The sequence below is a fragment of the Lactobacillus sp. HMSC08B12 genome (genome assembly GCF_001808415.1).
In the GTDB taxonomy this organism is placed as follows: domain Bacteria; phylum Bacillota; class Bacilli; order Lactobacillales; family Lactobacillaceae; genus Lactobacillus; species Lactobacillus delbrueckii.
This window is the reverse complement of record NZ_KV793184.1, coordinates 1-16,873: the sequence shown is the minus strand read 5'-3', so window position 1 is coordinate 16,873 and position 16,873 is coordinate 1. Positions and strand designations below refer to the sequence as shown.

Below are 16,873 nucleotides of genomic sequence, written 5' to 3'. Positions count from 1 at the left end.
TAATTAATTATGCGTCAATCAATCTTTTTCATGCCGACGCTGAAGGAAACTCCAGCCGACGCGGTTGCAAAGAGCCACCAAGTAATGCTGCGGGGCGGCTACATCCGGCAGGTTACGGCTGGTGTCTACTCATACCTGCCGCTGGGTTACAAGGTCTTGCGCAAGACTGAAAAGATCATTGAAGAAGAAATGGCTAATGCCGGCGTCGTTGAAATGATCATGCCGCACATGCTGCCAGCTTCAATGTGGGAAGAATCAGGCCGTCTGCCAAAGTATGGTCCGGAAATGTTCCGTCTGAAGGACCGGCATGGCCGGGAAATGCTGCTGGGGCCAACCCACGAAGAAACCTTCACTGACGTGGTGGCTAAGAGCCTCAAGTCTTACAAGCAAATGCCCCTGCACCTTTACCAGATTCAAACCAAGTTCCGGGATGAAAACCGGCCACGTTTCGGTCTTCTCCGGGGCAGAGAATTCGTAATGCTGGACGGTTACAGCTTCGCCGCCAGCCAAGAACAGCTGGACAAGCAGTTTGATGATGAAAAGGCAGCCTACCTCAAGATCTTCAAGCGCACAGGCGTTGAAGTCCGGCCAGTTATCGCTGACTCCGGGACTATGGGGGGCAAGAACTCTATTGAGTTCCAGGCACCTGCCGCTGTCGGTGAAGACACTATTGCCACCAACGCTTCCGGTACCTACGCCGCTAACTTGGAAATGGCCGTCAGCGTTGATACCTTCAAGCAAGAGCCTGAAGAACTGAAGGCAATGGAAAAGGTTGCTACTCCAGGCTGCGACTCCATTGACAAGCTGGCAGAATTCCTGCAAGTGCCAGCCACCAGAATTGTCAAGAGCGTCCTCTACATCGTTGACGAAAAGAAGAAGGTTCTGGTTTTGATCCGGGCTGACAAGGAAGTCAACGAAGTCAAGCTGACTCACCTCTTGGACTGCGACAGCCTGCGGGTTGCTGAAACTAGCGACCTGGAAGAACTGACCGGGGCCGGAAAGGGCGGCGTTGGCCCGGTAAATGCTGACTGGGCTGACGAAATCGTGGCTGACGAAACTGTCAAGGGCCTCTATAACGTGGTCGTTGGTGCTGGCGAAAGCGATGCTCAATTCATCAACGCTAACTTGGACCGGGACTTCAAGGCTGACCGCTTTGCTGACCTCCGGGTTGCCAACGAAGGCGAACCTGACCCGGTTGACCATGAACCGCTCAAGTTTACTACCTCAATTGAAGTTGGTCATATCTTCAAGCTGGGGACCTACTACACGGAAACCATGGGGGCCAAGTTCCTGGACCAGAACGGCAAGTCCCAGCCAGTCATCATGGGCTCATACGGGATTGGGGTTACCCGCCTGCTTTCAGCCGTCGTCGAACAGCACGCGACTGAAAATGGGGTTGCCTGGCCAAAGGAAATCACGCCATTCGGGATTCACATCATCCAGATGAAGATGAAGGATGAAATCCAAAGCAAGCTGGCCGAAGACCTGGAAGCCAAGTTTGCCAAGTATGACGTCCTTTATGACGACCGTAACGAACGGCCAGGCGTCAAGTTCAACGATGCTGACCTGGTTGGCGCGCCAATCAGAATTACTGTTGGCCGCGACGCGGCTGACGGGATCGTTGAAGTCAAGCGTCCAGGCGACGACCAGGCACAAAAGCTGGCCGTTACCGACCTGGAAGACTTTATTGCCAGCGAATTAGATTAGGATTGAACTCTCGTGACTGATAAAAACCAACTTTTTCTCAAATTGTTAAAACAAGTCGGCTTTTCGGCAGGGGCAGCTGACGAAGCGGTTTTACAGGCAGGGGAGATAAAAAACGTGGATGTCTACAGAAAAGAACGTAGATGGGATATCCACGTTTTTTTTACTACTCCACTGCGTTTTGAAAGCTACAATGCCTTGAACCAGGCAATCAAGCATGAATTTAATGACTTTGTTGATACTCGGCTCATAGTTGAAACGGCTGATGGCCAGCAGCAATACCTGCCAGACTACTGGCAGTACGCGGTTGAAAATTCAGAAGTCTTGTCCGCCAATCCGGCAGCCCAGAACTTCCTGGTCGGGCAGGCGCCCCATGAAGATAGTGGCCGCTGGGTTATTCCAATCAATGGCCAGCTTTTTGACAAGATGCTGGAGCAGCGGCTCTTGGACAGCTTCTCTTTAGAGCTGCGCAATTACGGTTTCTTTAACGTCAAGCTTTTGATGGAAGTTACTGACCAGGGCGGGCAAAGTGACTTTGAAAGCCTGGCCCAGCTGGTGGAAGCTCATGAGAAGAACATGCAGAAAGCCTTCCAGCAGGCCCCGGCCAAGCCAAAGCCAGCTCCCCGGCCCAGCTACCAGGGCCGGCGGGGGAAGAAGACCAGTTTTGGCCCAGGCGCCATCAGCGATAAGGCAGAGATTACCCAGCTAAAAGACTTGTCAGAAGACCAGCGCAGCGCGGTTGTCGAAGGCCATGTCTTCAAGGCGGAAATGCAGGAACTGCGGTCGGGCTCCTTTATTTTTAACGGGGAAATGACTGACTATACCGGTTCTATTTCTTTTAAGAAGTTCGTCCGTGATTCTGACAAAGAAGAAATCGAATATTTGAAAGGCATTAAGCCTGGTGTCTGGATCCGCATGCAGGGCAGCCTTAAGGATGACCAGTATGCCCATGACTTGATCTTCAACATCTACAGCATGGAATTAACCGAGCACGTGGGCCGGCAAGAAGCCTACCAAGGTGAAGAAAAGCATGTGGAATTGCACGTCCACACCAACATGAGTCAGCTGGACGCGACTAGCGATGTAGCAGACATCATCAAGACAGCCAAGAAGTTCGGTCAACCGGCCGTCGCCATCACTGACCATGCTGGCCTGCAGGCCCTGCCGAATGCTTTTGAAGCGGGCAAAAAGACCGGGATGAAGGTCATCATGGGCCTGGAGGCCAACATGGTTGAAGACCACGGCCTGCTGGTTTTAAACCCCGCCAGCATGAAGTATGAAGACCAGGAATTCGTCATTTTCGACGTTGAAACGACCGGTCTGTCTTCTGTTTACGATACGATTATCGAAATCGGGGCGGTCAAGATGAAAAACGGTGAAGTTATCGACCGCTTTGACAAGTTTATCAACCCTCACCATCCATTGTCTGAAACTACGATTAACTTGACTTCAATTACGGACGAGATGATCCAGGCGGCTGACGACGAAGCTGTCGTAATTAAGGAGTTCATGGACTTTTACGGCAATGACCCGCTCTGCGGGCACAATGTCCAGTTTGACGTGGGCTTTGTTGATGCGGCCTTGAAGCGCTGCGGTTATCCAGAAATCAGCCAGCCGGTCGTCGACACTTTGGAAGTTTCCCGTCTCCTGCACCCGGAACAGTCCCGTCACACTCTGGATTCGCTTTGCCGCAAGTACAATGTGGCCCTGGAGCACCACCACCGGGCCAACCAGGACGCTGAAGCAACCGGCTACCTGATGTTCAAGCTTTTGGATGCCTTTAACGACAAGTACCAGGAAGATGACCTGGGCAAGATGAACGACTACAGCAACGGGGAAGGCTACAAGCGGGCCCGGCCGACCCATATTACGGTCTTAGCCCAGAACCAAAAGCCAGGCCTGCGGAATTTGTATGAACTGGTCTCTCTGGCCGGGATCAAATACAACTTCAAGGGGCTGAGAACCCCTAAGTCAGAACTCCGCCGCCTGCACGCCGGCCTTTTGTACGGGTCTGCCTGCAGCCAGGGGGAAGTCTTTATTGCCATGATGCAGAAGGGCTATAAAGAAGCCAAAAAGAAGGCGGAATTCTACGACTTTTTGGAAATCCAGCCGCCGTCAAACTACTCCAGCTTAATTGCCGATGGCTTGATTGCTGATGAAGCCCAGCTGGAAGAAATTCTGACCAATATTTACAAGCTGGGCAAGGAACTGAACAAGCCGGTCGTGGCAACTAGCGATGCCCACTACATCGACAAGCATGAAGCCATCTACCGGGACGTATTGCTGGCTGCCCAAAGGGGTAACCCAAACCGCAACAAGCAGCACCCTGACCTGCACTTCTATACCACCCAGGAGATGCTGGATGAATTCAGCTTCATGGGCGAAGACATTGCTAAAGAAGTGGTCATTAGCAACCCGAACAAGATCAATGCCATGATCGATGAGGGAGTGCAGCCGGTTCAAGACGAAAGCTTCCCGCCAAAGATCCCGCATACGGCTGAACGGGTACGCAATCTGACCTATGACAAGGCCCACGAACTTTATGGTGATCCTTTGCCGGACAATATCCAGGCCCGTCTGGACCGGGAGCTGGATGCCATTATCGGTAACGGCTACGGGGTCGTTTACCTGATTTCCCAGATGCTGGTGGCCAAATCAGTTAAGGACGGCTACTTGGTTGGCTCCCGGGGTTCCGTCGGTTCCAGCCTGGTTGCCACCATGATGGGGATCACTGAAATCAACCCTATGCCGCCTCACTACCGCTGCCCGAAGTGCAAGCAGTCAGAATTTTTTGAAAACGGCGAATACGCCTCCGGTTTTGACCTGCCGGATAAAAAGTGTCCTGACTGCCAGGTCATGATGGTTAAAGACGGGCAGAACATCCCATTTGAAACCTTCCTGGGCTTCCATGGCGACAAGGTGCCCGACATCGACTTGAACTTTTCTGGTGACTACCAGCCAGTTGCCCACAATTTCATCAGAGTTATGTTTGGGCCAAACCACTCCTTTAAGGCCGGCACCGTAGGTACCCTGGCTGATAAAAAGGCGATTGGCTATGCCAAGCACTATCAAGACGAGCACCCGGAAATCAAGATGAACAACGCGGAAGTTGACCGCCTGGCCATCGGGGTTACCGGGGTCAAGGCCACGACCGGCCAGCACCCGGCCGGGATCGTCGTTTTGCCGGATGACAAGGACATCTATGAACTGACTCCCCTGCAGTATCCCTCAGACGATATCTCCAAGGAATGGAAGACGACCCACTTTGACTTCCACCAGATCCACGACAACCTCTTGAAGTTCGACATCCTGGGTCACCAGGACCCGACCATGATCAGAATGCTGCAAGACTTGTCCGGGATTGATCCTTTGACGATTCCAACTGATGACCCTAAGGTCATGTCCCTTTTCTCCAGCCCGGAAGCCCTGGGCGTTACTCCAGAGCAGATCAATTCCAAGACCGGGACCCTGGGCCTGCCGGAATTCGGGACCCCCTTTGTCCGGGGGATGCTGGAAGAGACCAAACCGTCGACTTTTGCCGAGCTTCTGCAGATTTCCGGCCTGTCCCACGGGACGGACGTCTGGCTGGGCAATGCCGAGGAACTGATCAACAACGGCACTTGCAAGTTAAAGAGCGTGATCGGCTGCCGGGACAACATCATGACTGACTTGATCCACTGGGGAGTTAAGGAAGAAGTCGCCTTTTCAACTATGGAAACTGTCCGGAAGGGGAAGGGGATTTCTGATGAGAACATGGCCGTCTTAAAGGAAAACAAGAACATTCCTGACTGGTATATTCCGTCTTGCTTGAAGATCAAGTACATGTTCCCGAAGGCCCACGCGGCCGCCTACATCTTGATGGCTCTCAGGGTGGCCTGGTTCAAGGTCTACTATCCAGAGATCTACTATGCCGCTTACTTCTCAGTCAGAGCCGACAAGGTCGACCTGGAAGCCATGAGCCGGGGCAAGAACACGGTTGTGGCCTTGATCAACCGGAACAAGGAAAAAGGGACGGCAGCGACCAAGCTGGAAAAGGACCTGCAGACCTACATGGAACTGGTCAACGAAGCCATTGAGCGGGGGATCAACTTCAAGATGGTCGACATCAACGAGTCTGAAGCTACGACTTACAAGATCGTGGACAAGCACACCATTCTGGCGCCGTTTAATGCCGTTGATGGCTTAGGTGACTCCGCGGCCAAGCAGATCGTGGCTGCCCGCAGTGAAGCGCCATTTTTGTCAAAAGAAGACCTGCAGGTCCGGGGCAAGGTTTCCCAGAAGATCATGGACTTCTTTGAAAACAACAATGTCTTAGAGGGGATGCCTGACCAGAACCAACTTTCCCTCTTCTAAGAGCTTCTTATTTACAAGTAGGGAAAATTCTGTTATAATCTTTTTTAGATCGAATATGGTAAATTCGAGTGAGCAGCGATGCTCACTCTTTTTATTACGGAGGAAAATTTTGCCCAAAAACTTAACACCTATCCAAGAAGCAATCGAACCGGTCATTATCGGTCATGACTGTGAACTTGTTGATTTGGAATACGTCAAGGAAAAGAGTCAAGACTATCTGCGAATCTACGTGGACAAGCAGCCAAACGGAATTGACATCGAAACGATTGCGGAGCTGAGTGAGTTGGTTGGAGAGAAATTGGACTCAATGCAGCCAGATCCGCTGCCAGACCCGTATATTTTGGAACTATCCTCACCGGGCCTGGAAAGACCGATCAAGAAGGAGCAGGACTGGGAGAAGGCCAAGGGCCAGTACATCCATGTCGGCCTCTACCAGAAATTGGAAGGCGAGAAGGTCTTTGAAGGTCATTTGCTTGACCTGGACGACCAGGAGATTAAACTGGAAATTAAGATCAAGACCCGGCGCAAGCAGCTGACTATTCCGCGCAAGCAGATCGCCAGCGCCCGTTTTGCAATCGAATTTTAGAAAGAGTGATCCAAAACTTATGTCAAAAGAAATGCTGGAAGCCTTTGACGTCTTGGAAAAGACCAAGGGTATCAAACAAGACGTTATCGTTGAAGCCATGAAGGCTGCTTTGGCCGCTGCCTACAAGAAGAACTACGGCCTAGCGGAAAATGTCGAAATCGACTTTAATGAAAAGAAGGGCGATTTTAAGGTCATGGCTTTGAAGACGGTGGTTGACGAAGTGCAAGACGACCGGGTGGAAGTCAGCTTAAAGGATGCCCTGGCCATCAACCGGGCATACGAAGTCGGCGACACGATCAAGTTCGAAGTTACCCCAAAGGACTTCGGTCGGACCGCGGCAGCTACGGCTAAGCAGGTCGTAATGCAGCGCCTGCGGGAAGCGGAAAATGCCCACATCGTCAACGAATACTCCCAATACGAAGATGAACTGGTCACCGGGACAGTAGAAAGAACTGACAACCGTTTCGTTTACGTCAACATCGGCAATGTTGAGGCAGTTATGGACATCAAGCGTGACACTATTCCAGGTGAACACTACAACCCGCAAGACAGGGTCCGCGTCCTGGTCACCAAGGTCGGTGCTGACGGCAAGGGAGCCCAAATCCGGGTTTCCCGGACCGCTCCGGATGTCGTTAAGCGGCTTTTTGAACAAGAAGTGCCGGAAATCTTTGACGGGACCGTTGAAATCATCTCCATCGCCCGGGAAGCCGGCGAAAGAACCAAGATTGCCGTTAAGTCCAACGACCCGAACATCGACCCGGTTGGTACCTGTGTTGGCCCACGCGGCAGCCGGGTGCAGAACGTGGTCAACGAACTGGGCGGGGAAAATATCGACATCGTGCAGTACGAAGAAGACCCATCTGACTACATCGCCAATGCCTTGAACCCGGCTGAAGTCATCGCTGTCCAGTTTGAAGACGAAGACGATGAAAGGAAAGCCTTCGTGATCGTGCCGGACTACCAGCTTTCCCTGGCTATCGGCAAGAAAGGGCAAAACGTCCGCCTGGCCGCCCGCTTGACTGGCTACAAGATCGACATCCGGCCAGAATCCGAAGTCGAATTTGTTGACGAAAGCGAAGTAGAAGATGAAACTGAAGTAGCAGAAGATCAAGATCTCCAGCAAACAGAAGCTGAAGAAGCAGATGACCAAGCAGAAGCTGAAGCGACTGAAGCTGATGAAAATACAGAAGCTGAAGATGCAGAAGACCTGGATCTTGATGATGAAGAATAGGTGATTTCCTTGAAAAAGAGAAAAATCCCCATGCGGAAGGACTTGTTGACCGATACGATGCAGCCGAAGAAGGATTTGGTCAGAATCGTCGTTGACAAGGAAAAGAATGTTTCTGTTGATCCAAGCGGCAAGAAGCCGGGCCGCGGCGCTTATGTTTCCTTAGAACCGGAGAAGATCGCCGCCGCCCGAAAGTCAAAGGTGCTGGAACGCAGTTTGGGCGTGAAGGTAGCCGATGAATTTTACGACGAGCTCTTCGCTTACGTGGACCACCAGAAGGCAAGAAAAGAATTATTTGGTGATCAAAAATAATTAACAACCGAGAGAAAGCCTTAAATTTACTTGGTTTGGCCACCCGGGCGGGGAAGACCGTTTCGGGCACGGACATCGTTTTGGCCAAATTGAAGAAGGGCAAGCTTAAGTGCATTATCATCGCGAATAATTTATCAGAAAACAGCCGCGGCGAGATTGAAGCTGCTTTAAAGGCCCACCCAACGCCATTGGTCGACGTCTTTACGGAAGCTGAACTCAGTCAGGCTGTAGGTAAGAAACGCAAAGTTTTGGCATTAACAGATCGTGGTTTTGCGAAAACCTTGCTGGATAAGATTAAAGAAGGAGTGTGATCTAATGACCAAGAAACAAGAAAACGAAACTTCAAAGGAATTGGGCATGGATAACAAGAAAACCAGCGGCAAGTCTGGTAAATTAAAGATTTCAGTCAGTGCTATTCGCAAGGGCGAAAAGAAGACTGAGGGCAAGAGATCAAACACCCGCCGCCGGGCTAACAACCACTCTAACGACCACAGCAAGCGCCGCCGGCCAGCTGCCCAGGATTTGCTGAAGGACCTCAAGCAAAAGCAGCGGGCTGACGAAGTCCATCTGGACCAGGAAAGCAAGGCTGCTAAGCAGGAATACAAGAAGTCCTTGAACAAGGCTGCGGCCAGCGAAAGCAAGCCGGTTGTCAAGAAGGTCGAAAGTGCTGAAAAGCCAGCTGAAACCGCAGCTGAAGCACCAAAGGTCCGTGGGCCAAAGATCTTGAAGCCATCCCCAGCCCGCTTGAAGCAAAACCAGGCAAACAGTGAAAAGCCTGCTGCCAAGCCTTCATCTTCTCGCCGGCCAAGTTCCCGGCCAAGCCTCACTGAAGCGCCAATGCCGGAAAACAAGGAAGGCCGCCGCAGAACCAGCGGCAAGCCAGGCCGCAAGGGGCAAAACTCTTACGCTAACCAAGGCAGAGGGGCAAATAGCGACCGCAGTCAACAGCGCAAGCGCAAGAACAAGAAGCACCAAATTGCTCCGCAAGTTAAGAAGCAGGTTACCCAAAGAAAGGACCGTCCACTTCCAGAAAGCTTTGAATACGAAGTTGGCATGAACGCCCAAGACCTGGGCAAGATCCTCCACCGGGAGCCAGCTGAAATCGTGAAGAAGCTCTTCATGCTGGGGATCATGATCAACCAGAACCAGTCTTTGGACAAGGGCACCATTGAACTGCTGGCTGCTGACTACGGCATCGAAGCTGTTGAAAAGGTCCATGAAGACATTTCCGACATCGACAATATTTTTGCCCAGGAAATGGAAGAGTCCAAGAACTCTGAAAACCAGGTTGTCCGTCCGCCAGTCGTAACTATCATGGGTCACGTCGACCACGGTAAGACTACCTTGCTGGACCGTCTGCGTCACACCCGGGTTTCTGAACACGAAGCCGGTGGGATCACCCAGAACATCGGGGCCTACCAGGTCCGGATCGACGACCGTTTGATCACCTTCCTGGACACTCCAGGCCACGCGGCCTTCTCAAGCATGCGGGCCCGCGGGGCGGAAATCACCGACATCGTCGTTTTGGTCGTTGCCGCTGACGACGGGGTTATGCCGCAGACTATCGAAGCCATCGACCACGCCAAGAGTGCGGGCGTTCCAATCATTGTGGCCATCAACAAGATGGACCGGCCAGGCGCCAACCCTGCCCACGTTACTGAACAATTGATGCAGTATGAACTGATTCCGGAAAACTACGGCGGCTCAACTATCTTCGTCAACATCTCAGCCAAGACCGGGATGGGGATTGATGAACTTTTGGAAAACATCATCCTTGAAGCCGATATGCTGGAACTGAAGGCTGACCCGAAGCAAAAGGCGATCGGTACGGTTGTTGAAGCCCGTCTGTCCCGGGGCAAGGGGCCAGTTGCCGACGTTTTGATCCAGCAGGGTACCCTGCGGGTCGGTGACCCAATCGTTGTTGGTGACACCTTCGGCCGGGTCCGGACGATGACCAACGACAAGGGCCACCAGGTCAAGAAGGCTACGCCATCAATGCCCGTTGAAATTACTGGTTTAAACGACGTGCCGGAATCTGCCGACAAGCTGGTTGTCTTTGCCGATGAAAAGACTGCCCGCGCGGTTGGTGAAGCCCGGGCACAGCAATCCCTGCAAAAGCAGCGGGAAAACGTACAGCACGTTACTCTGGACAACCTCTTTGACACGATGAAGCGGGAAAGCATGAAGTCCGTTGACATCGTTTTGAAGGCTGACGTGCAAGGGTCTGCCGAAGCCTTGGCTCAATCCTTCCAAAAGATTGACGTTGAAGGCGTTCGCGTTAACATTATCCACTCCGGTGTCGGGGCCATCAATGAAAGTGACGTTACCCTGGCCAGCGCTTCAAACGCCTTGATCATCGGTTTCAACGTCCGGCCAACAGCTACGGCCAAGAGCCAGGCTGCCCAAGAAGGCGTCGATATCCGCCTTTACAGTATCATCTACAAGGCGATCGATGACGTTAAGGCCGCTATGCAAGGGATGCTGGAACCAACTTACGAAGAAAAGGTTATCGGTAACCTTACTGTCCGCGAAACTTGGAAGGTCTCCAAGATCGGGACCATCGCCGGTGCCTTTGTTGACAACGGTTACGTGACCAGAGAATCAGGCATCCGGGTCATCAGAGACGGCGTGGTCAAGTACGACGGCAAGGTTGCCTCACTGCGCCGGTTCAAGGACGACGTCAAGGAAGTCAAGGCAGGCTTTGACTGTGGTTTGACCATTGAAAACTTCAACGACATCAAGGAAGGCGACGAACTGGAAGCCTACGAAATGCAGGAAGTTAAGCCAGGTTAACAGGAGGCTGAAATGAAGCACAGAAAAGGACGGGTTGAAGGCGAAATCTTGCGGGAACTGACTAAGATCATCCGCAAGAACATCCGCGATCCCCGGGTCAGCAACGTGACTTTTACCGCCGTGGAGTGCAGCAATGATTTTTCATACGCGACTGTCTACTACAGTCTGCTGACTGAAGATGAACAGGCGCAAAAGGAAGCGGAAGCCGGCTTGGAAAAGGCTAAGGGAACCATGCGGCACTTGCTCGGCCAGAGCTTGACCATGTACAAGGTTCCGGAACTGATTTTCAAGCGGGACCAGTCCGTGATCTACGGCAGCAAGATCGACCGTTTGCTTGCTGACTTGAAGAAGCAGGAACAAGATCGCCAAAACTAGCAAAAAGCGCCTTCGGGCGCTTTTTTGCGTTTATAGAAGAGGAGAAAAAGATGTTCAATGGAATTATCGTAATCGACAAGGCAGCAGGGATGACTAGCGGGGATGTGGTTTATAAGCTGCGCCGGCTCTTAAAGCAAAAAAAGATCGGCCATGCCGGAACCCTGGACCCGGAAGTCACCGGAGTTTTGCCAATTGCTTTGGGTCAGGCAACCAAACTGATCGAGCTGATGCATGAGCGGCCAAAGGCTTATGTTGGTGAAGGGATGCTGGGCCTGGCCACGGACTCTTATGACCTGGAGGGGAAGATTTTGGCGGAAAGAGCCTTGTCTCAGCCAGTCAGTGACCAGGCCATCAAAGCAGCAATGGAAAAATTGACCGGGGAAATCGTCCAGCAGCCGCCGATTTATTCTGCCGTCAGGGTAAATGGCAAGCGGCTCTACGAATACGCCAGAGAAGGGATCCCAGTTGAGCGGCCCAAGCGGACTGTCCAGGTTTTCCGCTACGACTTGACGGCGCCAAGTCAGTTCGACCCAGAGAAGGGCCGGCAGACTTTTACTTATGAAGTTGAATGCTCTAAGGGGACCTATGTCCGCAGCCTGGTTAACGACTTAGGCGAAGAACTGGGCCTGCCGGCAGTGATGACCAAACTGCGGCGGACGGCCAGTTCCGGTTACGAGCTCCAAGACGCGGTTACTTTGGAAGAACTGGCGGATAATTTGGATCACGCTGAAGATTATATTCAGCCAATCGGCAGCTTTTTCGCTGACTACCAGCAAGTTGATTTAGATGCTGCCTTATGGCAGCAGGTTAAAAACGGGGCCTGGATCAAACTCCCTCTTGATGCAGACAAGGTCGCTTTGCGGTATAATAAAATAGTTAAAGCGATTTACCGGGCCAAGGTACAAGGTCTCTACTGCCCGGACTTAATGCTTTTAAGTAATGAGTAATTTGGGCCAAATTTTAGGCAAGTCCAGAAGCTTCTCAACCCTTGCCGTTGCGGGATTCTCTCCAATCTAGCTAGCTCTGATTAACAGGGAATAGAAAATGTTGCTACTAAATTCGGTGCAATATTTGGTGCAATGATTCGGATGCGTCCATAGGCTTCAACATGATGCTAAAGACAATCTATGATAAAATTTAAGTAGTGATTTCTACTTTCTCCGCTTGCGTCAAGCAGGCGGTTTTTTTATGCTCTTTTTTGGGGTGGTTGGGGCCCTAAATCGGTACTGCTTCCTTAAATCCTGTGCCAGGGGGTTGTTTTACTCGTTGGCCAATTTCTGGCCAATCGATAGAACATGTTATACGCTCCGGGGATACAATAAACAAGGAACCGTAGAAGCAAAATTTCCCTTAATAGAAGGCGGAAACGCTAGCCAGGTACACTTTACACTAAAGAAGGTTAGCAAGCGCTCCAGGGCCTTTAAATTGGCGTACAACGCAAAATAGGAGCCTGCTCCCTTTTAGATGTGTTGAAAAACTTGTTTTGTTTGTACCTATCTTTTAGGGGGGTTAAGAAAGTCCATTTCGTGCCAGCATCCCACGCTTTAAGCGCTTCAAAAGGGCAATTCAACCAATGGCCAGGATATTTCTTTTAGAAGGCTCCAGAAACTCCAAAAAAAGGTTTTCACGGGCCCTGAATCGGGTGCGCTTAACGGGCGTACCTCAAGGTACAACCGTATTTCTAAATGCTCTTGTTTGTAACCTCCGTATTTTCAACTACGCTGGTTATGTTTGCACCTCAAAGTGCAACCGTATTTGTAAATACTTAAACTTCCCACTTACAAAAGTGGGAAGTTTAAGTTATTTATTCTAAATATTTTTTAATGAAATCTCATTCCATCATCAACTTGAAGTGATTGTCCAGTAACATACCCAGCACCTGATGAAGCAAACCAAGCCACAACTTCAGCTACATAGCTAGGTTTTGCTTCACGACCAAGCGCTATCTCTTTGAGACAATTTGCTTGTTGCTGCGTTATTGTTTCATGTTTAATTTTTGCAATTTTTTTATCAATTGCATCTCGCATTTTTGTGCGAACAATTCCTGGATTATAAGCATTAACAGTAATTTTATCTACTGCCAATTCTTTGGCCGCAGCTTGAGTCAAGCCACGAATTCCAAATTTTGAAACAGAATAAGCACTTTGCAAAGCAGAAGCTTCATATCCAGCCAAATGTTGTTGGGTTAAGTGCAGTTCTTTTCTTCTTTTTCGTAACACATTAGCAAATTGCAATTTAATAGTCCTCCTTAACTTTTAAGATAGCAGAAATCTCATGATGTAACGCAATTACCATGTTACATTCATGATTATTCGATCTTAATCGAGAAAAAATTGGCTTTTAACGCCAATTGAGCTTAATTTGATGTGTTTTCAGACGGACCCTAATTATTTTCGACACAATAGTTAAATACGAAAAACACCTTGATGATATTTTTGCCAACTGGCAACTCTTTTCATCAAGGTGTTTTTCGTAAGTTATTAATTTTTAGTGGTTGACGTGTTTGTCGTGAAGGTCACGTTAATGACTTTAGCGGGTAACTTGTTAACGGTTCGGGCAGGGTTGCCGACCACTGTGGTTTTATCGGCCACGTTATTCAGGACAATTGCCCCTGCGCCAACTTTACTAAAGGCGCCGATCGTAATGGTGACAAGCAATTGGGCGTTGGCACCAATGAATGCACCCTTTTTTACATAGGGATGTCGCCGACCTTCAACGGCCCTCCTGGCACCCAGCGTCACGCCATGCAGGATAGTGACGTCATCTTCAATCACGGCAGTGGCACCGATCACAACGCCAATCCCGTGATCGATAAAAACGCGCTTACCGATTTGGGCTTCCGGCGAAATTGAAATCCCGGTTACTTTGGCGGCATGTTGACTTAGGAACCCGGCAATTGTATAAAGTCGATGAAAAGCCATAAAGTGAGCGATTCGGTACCAAAACAGGGCCCGAATCCCCGGGTAGGTTAAGAGAACTTCTAAAAGACTGTGGGCTGCCGGATCACGCTTGAGAATGGACCTTGCTGTCTGAAACATTTTTCTCGCTCCTCTTAAGCTCATTGAAGCCGCGTTCCAAATCGGCTAACAAATCCTTTTGGTCTTCAACGCCGACTGAAAGGCGAATTAACTCGTCTTTGATGCCGTTTTTCAACCGAATGTCACGTGGAATTGAGCCGTGGGTCATCAAGGCCGGAATTTCGATCAAGCTTTCCAGTGCCCCCAAACTCTCGGCCAATGTGATAACGTGCAGTTGTTCAACAAATTGTTTTGGATCCAGTCCGTCCTGTAATTCAAAGGAAATCATTGCGCCAAAGCCATGCATTTGTTTTTTGGCGACTTCGTAATCAGGGTTGTTCGGATCGCCAGGGTAGTAAATTTTGCTGACAAGTGGCTGGTTTGATAGATAATTGAAGACGGCTTCGGCATTGGCCAAATGAGCACGCATTCGAAGAGACAACGTTTTAATCCCACGTTGCAATAGCCAACTTTCCTGAGGGGCCAAAATACCACCAATGGCATTTTGAAGGTAACCAATTTTTTCGGCCAATTGATCATCTTTAGTGACGACCAGCCCGGCAATGACGTCGCTGTGACCACCAAGATACTTGGAAGCACTGTGAAGAACAATATCCACTCCCTGTTCCAGCGGTCGCTGAATGTAAGGCGAGGAGAAAGTGTTGTCGATAATGCTTAAAATTTGGTGCGATTTAGCAATCTTGGCAACCGCTGCAATATCGGTTACTCGTAAAAGCGGGTTGGTTGGCGTTTCCAAGTAAATTGCTTTGGTATTTGGCGTAATCGCTTCTTCAACAGCGGCCAGGTCGCGGGTGTCAACCACGGTAAAGGTCATGCCAAAGCGTTTTAAAACGGCGTCAATCAATCGGAAGGTACCACCGTAGACATCATTGCCAATGATGAAATGGTCGCCGGCGGAGAACATTGAGAAGACTGTGTCGATTGCAGCTGAACCGGAAGCAAATGCAAACCCGGCTGTGCCGCCTTCCAACTCGGCAATTAGTTTTTCAACTGCTTCTCGAGTTGGGTTTCCAGAACGAGAATACTCATATTGATTTTCACCGATTTTTTGCTGATGAAAAGTTGATGCCATATAAATCGGCACCGAAACTGCTCCGGTTGCTTTATCTTCGCTAATACCACCATGAATTAATTTTGTATCAAATTCCATTTTAATAACCTCACTTTATTTTTAATTATAAATATTTTCACTCATGTAACGTTCACTGCTATCTGGAAAAATTGTGACAATGGTACTATTCTCGGGAAGTGCCTTGGCAACCTTTAAGCTGGCAGCCAAAGCAGCCCCGCTTGAACTGCCAATGAATAATCCCTGCTTCTTGGCAAGCTCCTTAACTTGATGAAAGGCGTCGGCATCGGCAATTGTTAACGTTTTGTCGATTTGAACATCTTTAAAAAATGGTGGGACAAATTCAACACCGATGCCTTCAGTCCGATGGGGATGGGCAGGCCCACCATTTAGAATTGAGCCTTCAGGTTCCACAACGATGGTTTGAGTCGCCGGATTCTGCTCCTTTAAGTAACGAGCGACGCCTGCAAATGTCCCACCACTGCCCGCACCGGCAACAAAGGCGTCAATTGGGTCATTGAGGTCGTCAAGCAACTCTGGTGCCAGAGTGTGATAATAAGTATCAGGGTTGGCCGGATTTTTGAATTGCATTGGAACGAAACTGTTAGGAGTTTGATCGTGAAGCGCTTCTGCTTTTTCAATGGCGCCCTTGATGCCCTGATCACTGGGGGTGTTGATTAATTTTGCCCCTAAGGCTTTCATCAATTGTTGTTTTTCAAAACTGAACTTTTCCGGTACGACCAGAATGGTTGGCAAATGGTGTTGCCGAGCGGCAAGGGCAACCCCAATTCCGGTATTGCCGGCAGTAGGTTCGATAATTGTTGTTACACCTTCAGTTATCTGACCACGATTAATCGCATCTTGAATCATGTATTGGCCCAGGCGGTCTTTGATGCTGCCTCCTGGATTAAACATCTCCAGTTTGGCGTAAATGTGACTGTGATTTGGAATGTTGATTTGCAGATCAATCAGTGGCGTATGACCGATCAGTTCTGAAATGGAATGAATAAGCATAAATAAGATCCTTTCTAATCATTTGGAGCAGTGTTTAGCTGGCGGGATGCTAGGGAAAATGGCCGCAATAGATAGAAAAAGGGCGCGAAATTCTGAAATCCAGAATTTTCGCGCCCTTAGTTCAACTCCAGCCAAGTGGACATTGAACTCTTTTTAGGTCATGATTTCCCAAAAAACGTCAGTGCTAACAGGCCGAACATCGCCAAAAACGCGTTGTTCGACAGCAACAATCAATCGCATTAAACATTGATTGACTCATCATGACACCTCCGAAATTTTTATTGTGATTAATATACACAATTTCGAGACATCTGTCAATCATTTTTGAACTAAAAAATAAAAAAGTCATGATAAATAGTTGAAATTTCTAGTACGCCGATTGTAAAATTAAACTGAACACT

The 16,873-nt window shown here is 49.7% G+C and carries 12 protein-coding genes and 1 pseudogene; 9 read left to right on the top strand and 4 right to left on the bottom strand.

Annotated elements, in window-relative coordinates:
* Window positions 1-9: 9 nt before the first annotated feature.
* From HMPREF3168_RS06720 to truB, 9 genes are all read left to right on the top strand, one after another.
* Window positions 10-1,707 (top strand): proline--tRNA ligase, encoded by a 1,698-nt coding sequence (locus HMPREF3168_RS06720; RefSeq protein WP_003613729.1) that lies wholly within the window; start codon window positions 10-12, stop codon window positions 1,705-1,707.
* Window positions 1,708-1,719: 12 nt separating this feature from the next.
* The gene (locus tag HMPREF3168_RS06715) at window positions 1,720-6,057 is read left to right on the top strand and encodes a PolC-type DNA polymerase III (RefSeq protein ID WP_070489282.1); all 4,338 of its coding nucleotides are present in this window, start codon (window positions 1,720-1,722) and stop codon (window positions 6,055-6,057) included.
* A gap of 109 nt (window positions 6,058-6,166) precedes the next feature.
* A complete protein-coding gene (gene rimP, locus HMPREF3168_RS06710; RefSeq protein WP_050890297.1) occupies window positions 6,167-6,643 on the top strand; it encodes a ribosome maturation factor RimP in 477 nt (158 codons plus the stop codon).
* A gap of 19 nt (window positions 6,644-6,662) precedes the next feature.
* Window positions 6,663-7,874: a transcription termination factor NusA gene (gene nusA / locus HMPREF3168_RS06705; RefSeq protein WP_003613719.1), complete on the top strand. Its 1,212-nt coding sequence runs from the start codon at window positions 6,663-6,665 to the stop codon at window positions 7,872-7,874.
* A 9-nt stretch (window positions 7,875-7,883) separates the two neighbouring features.
* Entirely contained in the window at window positions 7,884-8,183 is a 300-nt protein-coding gene (rnpM, locus tag HMPREF3168_RS06700; protein ID WP_072551267.1) for an RNase P modulator RnpM, read from the top strand.
* A complete protein-coding gene (locus HMPREF3168_RS06695; protein ID WP_035175270.1) occupies window positions 8,183-8,494 on the top strand; it encodes a L7Ae/L30e/S12e/Gadd45 family ribosomal protein in 312 nt (103 codons plus the stop codon). Before rnpM ends, HMPREF3168_RS06695 begins: the two co-directional genes overlap by 1 nt.
* Window positions 8,495-8,498: 4 nt before the next feature.
* Complete coding sequence (infB, locus tag HMPREF3168_RS06690) at window positions 8,499-10,976, top strand: translation initiation factor IF-2 (RefSeq protein WP_070489280.1); 2,478 nt, start codon at window positions 8,499-8,501, stop codon at window positions 10,974-10,976.
* Between the two features lie 12 nt (window positions 10,977-10,988).
* Window positions 10,989-11,351, top strand: a complete 363-nt coding sequence (locus HMPREF3168_RS06685) for a ribosome-binding factor A (protein ID WP_002876717.1) — start codon at window positions 10,989-10,991, stop codon at window positions 11,349-11,351.
* A gap of 50 nt (window positions 11,352-11,401) precedes the next feature.
* Window positions 11,402-12,298, top strand: a complete 897-nt coding sequence (gene truB / locus HMPREF3168_RS06680) for a tRNA pseudouridine(55) synthase TruB (RefSeq protein WP_003615423.1) — start codon at window positions 11,402-11,404, stop codon at window positions 12,296-12,298.
* A gap of 873 nt (window positions 12,299-13,171) precedes the next feature.
* Here truB and HMPREF3168_RS06670 read toward each other — a convergent pair.
* The 4 genes and pseudogenes from HMPREF3168_RS06670 to HMPREF3168_RS06655 form a co-directional block, all read right to left on the bottom strand.
* Window positions 13,172-13,525: pseudogene (locus HMPREF3168_RS06670) on the bottom strand (SDR family oxidoreductase); the annotation flags it as partial.
* Window positions 13,526-13,831: 306 nt separating this feature from the next.
* Window positions 13,832-14,389 (bottom strand): serine O-acetyltransferase EpsC, encoded by a 558-nt coding sequence (gene epsC / locus HMPREF3168_RS06665; protein ID WP_003615420.1) that lies wholly within the window; start codon window positions 14,387-14,389, stop codon window positions 13,832-13,834.
* On the bottom strand, window positions 14,355-15,539 hold the full coding sequence (locus tag HMPREF3168_RS06660; RefSeq protein WP_003615419.1) for a trans-sulfuration enzyme family protein: 1,185 nt from the start codon (window positions 15,537-15,539) through the stop codon (window positions 14,355-14,357). The genes epsC and HMPREF3168_RS06660 overlap by 35 nt, the downstream gene beginning before the upstream one ends.
* A 21-nt stretch (window positions 15,540-15,560) precedes the next feature.
* Window positions 15,561-16,472 (bottom strand): PLP-dependent cysteine synthase family protein, encoded by a 912-nt coding sequence (locus HMPREF3168_RS06655; RefSeq protein WP_035161940.1) that lies wholly within the window; start codon window positions 16,470-16,472, stop codon window positions 15,561-15,563.
* Between the last annotated feature and the right edge of the window lie 401 nt (window positions 16,473-16,873).